This is a genomic window from Rathayibacter sp. AY2B7 (assembly GCF_002931635.1).
Classification (GTDB): domain Bacteria; phylum Actinomycetota; class Actinomycetes; order Actinomycetales; family Microbacteriaceae; genus Rathayibacter.
Window position 1 is genome coordinate 1 of the sequence record NZ_PSUC01000237.1, and the last position, 622, is coordinate 622.

Below are 622 nucleotides of genomic sequence, written 5' to 3' on the forward strand. Positions count from 1 at the left end.
ATCACGACGTACACCGCCTGGCGGGAACGCGTGGTCGGGTCGAAGGACGTGCTGAACGCCCTCCCCGCAGAGTCGTCCCGCCGCGCCATCGCCGAGCTGGTGTCCGAGGTGGTCGAGGCGGAGGGGCCCCTCCACGAGACGCGCGCGGCCAAGCTCATCGCCGGGGCCTTCGAGCTGAACAAGGTCAGCACAGCCCGGGTCGACAGCATCGTCGACTGCTTCCCCGAGCACTTCCGGCGCCCGGCGGATCCGGGATTCCTCTGGCCTGCGGGTCTCGGGCCCGACGACTACGACGGGGCTCGGACGGGTGTCTACCTCGGGGTAGACCGGATCTACGAGCACATCGACCCCTTCGAGGCCGCGAACGCCGTCTCGAGGTGTGCTCGCGCGACTCCCGGGATCGGTCACTACGCCCTGGTAAGGGCGACGATGACCTCTCTCGGAATCCTCCGCATGACCGACAACATCCGCGGTCTGGTCGCTCAGTCCATCGACGATGCGGTTCGGCAGGGGAAGGTGGTGCTCGGAGCATCCGGCGGGTACTGGGTTTCCTGACGCCGATCACACGCTGATCGCGTGCTCGGGCGGACGACTGCCGCCCGAGCATGTCCGCACTCCCCCA

General features: G+C 68.5%; 1 protein-coding gene. It reads left to right on the forward strand.

What is annotated here, in order from left to right; genetic code table 11:
* On the forward strand, nt 1-555 hold a 555-nt coding region (locus tag C5C27_RS17625), incomplete at its 5' end, for a DUF3320 domain-containing protein (protein WP_219813213.1).
* Nucleotides 556-622: the final 67 nt, after the last annotated feature.